This window comes from Streptomyces sp., from assembly GCF_031178505.1.
In the GTDB taxonomy this organism is placed as follows: domain Bacteria; phylum Actinomycetota; class Actinomycetes; order Streptomycetales; family Streptomycetaceae; genus Streptomyces; species Streptomyces gulbargensis.
This window is the reverse complement of sequence record NZ_JAPSIW010000847.1, coordinates 1-2836: the sequence shown is the minus strand read 5'-3', so window position 1 is coordinate 2836 and position 2836 is coordinate 1. Positions and strand designations below refer to the sequence as shown.

Here is a 2836-nt window from a genome sequence, read left to right as displayed (position 1 = left end):
GGCACGCCAGGTACGTCCCCTGGTACGCGCCCCAGCCGCTCAGCAGCAGTCCCGCCAGCAGGAAGACCAGGCCACCTGCCCGGCCGAGGCGGCCCAGGGCGGCGGCCACCGGACCGGAGGCTCCGGACGGCCCGGAGGAAGGACGGTCCTTTCCCGTGCTGTGCGTTCGCGCCATGACACCGCCACCCTTCTTCCCGGCCGCCGAAGAGGTCAGCATGACACTCGTGAGTGACGGGAGATACTTCAGGTGCCGAGAAGTGGGGACCAGCGAGGAGGCGCCGACATGACAGGGCAACCCGGGAAGACACCGGACCGGCACGACCCCCCGCCGGAGCGGGGTGTACTGGACGAGGCACTGGAACCGTCCCAGATCCGCTCGCTGAACTCCGCCTTGCGCAGGCTCTCCCAGGCCGACGGCGCGAGCAAGGACCTCCAGGACGCGGCGAAGCGGCTGCTCACCGGCCGGCTGGCCCTGCGCGACGCCCTGCACGACCCCGCGATGGCCCGTGCCCTGGGCGGTGGAGGCATGGAGTCCCTGCGGGGGCGCTGGGAGGCGCTCTCCGAGGAGGAGCGCGAGCGGATCAGGCGCGGGGAGACACCTACGGGCGGCAGCCCTGCCGGGGCGCCGTCCGAACCGAGGAAGCCGCGGCGGGACTTGTCGCAGCCGAGGAAGGGCACCCAGGGACGGCACAGCGGCGGATTCTCGCTGTACTGATCACGGGAGGGCTTCTGACAGCTGATGGACCCCCGCCGCGTAGCGACCCGCGAGAAGCCTCCCTAGAACAGCCCGTGCCACATCTGCTCGACGATCAACGACCACCAGGCGTCCGCATCGCCCAGCGCGGAAGGGTCGACGGCCGCCAGCCGCTCCTGGAACGCGGCGACCTCCGACCCGGCCGCGACCGGATCCAGGCCCCGCATCCCCTGCCGCGCGGTCGCGAGCAGGGCCAGGCAGCGCGCGAAGGCGGCGGCCGACCCGTTCACGTACCGCGCGGTGGCGGTGACCGGGTCCACCGCCCAGACCGTGCCGTACCCGTCAGGTCGGCCGACACCCGGCGGGCACTGCACCGTGATGACCGCGACCCCGTCGAAGCCGATGCGGACCAGGTGCGCCAGCGCGCCGATCCTCTCCTCGCCGGCCGGGCTGTGCCGTGCGCGCAGGTTCGTGGCCACATCGGTGAACAGGCCGCCCGCCGGAGGCGCCTCGGGCCGGTCGGCCGTGAAGAAGAGCGGAAGGTCGACGGGCAGCCCCGCCACGTCGAGCGTGGCCTTGGTGGCCTCCGGCAGCGGGGTGCCCGCGAGCGTGCCGGCGTCGTAACGGCGTACGCCGTCCTCGCCGAAGACCTCGGCGAGGTGCCGTCCCAGGGCCGCGTCGTCCATCGCCTCCGCGGGCGTCACCCGGTCCGGGACCGGCAGCCGGTGCGGGCGGGGTGGTGGCTGCCGGCCCGCGATCCGGTGCAAGGTCTCCACCTGTTCGACCAGGGCCGCGATGCCCTCGGCGCGGGTCTCGGGCCGCGCCCCGTACTCCTGTGAGCAGGAGAGCCGGGCGTTGGGAAAGGCGTTGAGGAGTTCGGCCGGGTAGCCGCCGGGGAGCAGGCTGGGACGCAGGTCGGTGTGGATCGCGAGGACGTCGTCGGCGGGCACGTCCAGGCGCCGCAGCTCGCCCCATGCCTGGTACTCGGCGGGGGGCAGCCCGGGGCCGGAGGTGCGGAAGAGGGTGGTCTCCTCGCCGGTGGCCGGGTCGGTGTACGTGAAGACCGCGGTGTTGCCGGGACCGGTGACCGGGGGCGCGTCCTCAGCCCCGGCGCTGCCCTGCGCGCCGCCACCGTGTTTCCGCCGGTACATCCGGACGACCTCGTCGACCGGTACCGAGGGCCACACCGTCAGCTCGCCGGTACGGCGGTCCACGACCCCGCACGCGGTGCCGACCTCGGCCGGCGGACGTCGCTCACCGGTCTCCGGGTCGGTCTCGGGCGCCGCGGGCGCGGCCCACACGACCCAGCCGAGCTCGAACTCCCGCATCCGCACCTCGCGGCGGGGCTCGGACGAGCCTTCCGGATTGAGCCACCGGTCGGCGAGGGCGAGCGCCTGCTCCTGGCTGGTCACGAGGAGGCTCCTTCGAGAGCGGATCGGTCGGGGGAGGAGAGAAAAGGGCGGGGCACCGACGCGGGGCAAGGGACCGCCGTGCGCGCCTAAGAGGCTAGCGCCGGTCCATCGAGGTGGATGCGCAGAGCCTTCACCCCGTGCCTGGAGGCGACGAGGAGGATCCCGTCGGGAGACAGGTCGGCGGCGGTGAAGGAGGTGTCGGAGATCAGCGCCGCCACGACTTCCCCACTCGCCCGGTCCCAGACGCGCAGGTAGTCGGCGCCACGGCTCAGCCCGAGCGGAGCCTCGGCCCGCTCCTGTTCGGACGGCCGCCGGACCAGCCCGAGATCGGGACCGGGCCCCGCCCCACCGAGGTCGTCCGGCCGCACCAGACCCTGGACGAGGGCCGCGGAACCGGACTCCGTGCCGGGACCGCCGACCGGAAGCGCGCCGGGTGTGCCGGCCGGGACGACGAGGACGGCCACGGGCACGGCCGGGCCTTCGGCACCCGGCAGGCTGCCGACGGTCACGGCGCTGACACCGGGCACGGGCAGACTCCACAACGTCTGCCAGGGCAGGTCGAGGCCGAGCCGGTGCAGGGCTTCTGCGTACTCGGGCAGACCATCCTCCACGAAGGCGGTCTCCAGCAGGGCCGCGCGCAGCGCGGCGGGTGCCTCGGTACGGGTCAGCAGGGGAGCCGTGCGCAGGTAGGTACGGGCGGCAGCGCCGAGCGACTCGGCGGGTACGGCCT

At 74.2% G+C, this 2836-nt stretch carries 2 protein-coding genes and 1 pseudogene; 1 reads left to right on the top strand and 2 read right to left on the bottom strand.

The features are described 5' to 3' along the window. The first annotated feature begins 283 nt into the window (after positions 1-283). The gene (locus tag RIF68_RS33350) at positions 284-715 is read left to right on the top strand and encodes a hypothetical protein (RefSeq protein WP_309055204.1); all 432 of its coding nucleotides are present in this window, start codon (positions 284-286) and stop codon (positions 713-715) included. Positions 716-777: 62 nt separating this feature from the next. Here RIF68_RS33350 and RIF68_RS33345 read toward each other — a convergent pair whose 3' ends face one another. After that, entirely contained in the window at positions 778-2106 is a 1329-nt protein-coding gene (locus RIF68_RS33345; protein WP_309055202.1) for an SUKH-4 family immunity protein, read from the bottom strand. A gap of 86 nt (positions 2107-2192) precedes the next feature. Then, positions 2193-2836: pseudogene (locus RIF68_RS33340) on the bottom strand (ATP-binding protein); the annotation flags it as partial.

Coding starts and splice junctions, on each gene's coding strand:
- RIF68_RS33350 (WP_309055204.1), top strand. CDS start 284: ATGACAGGGCAACCCGGGAAGACACCGGACCGGCACGACCCCCCGCCG.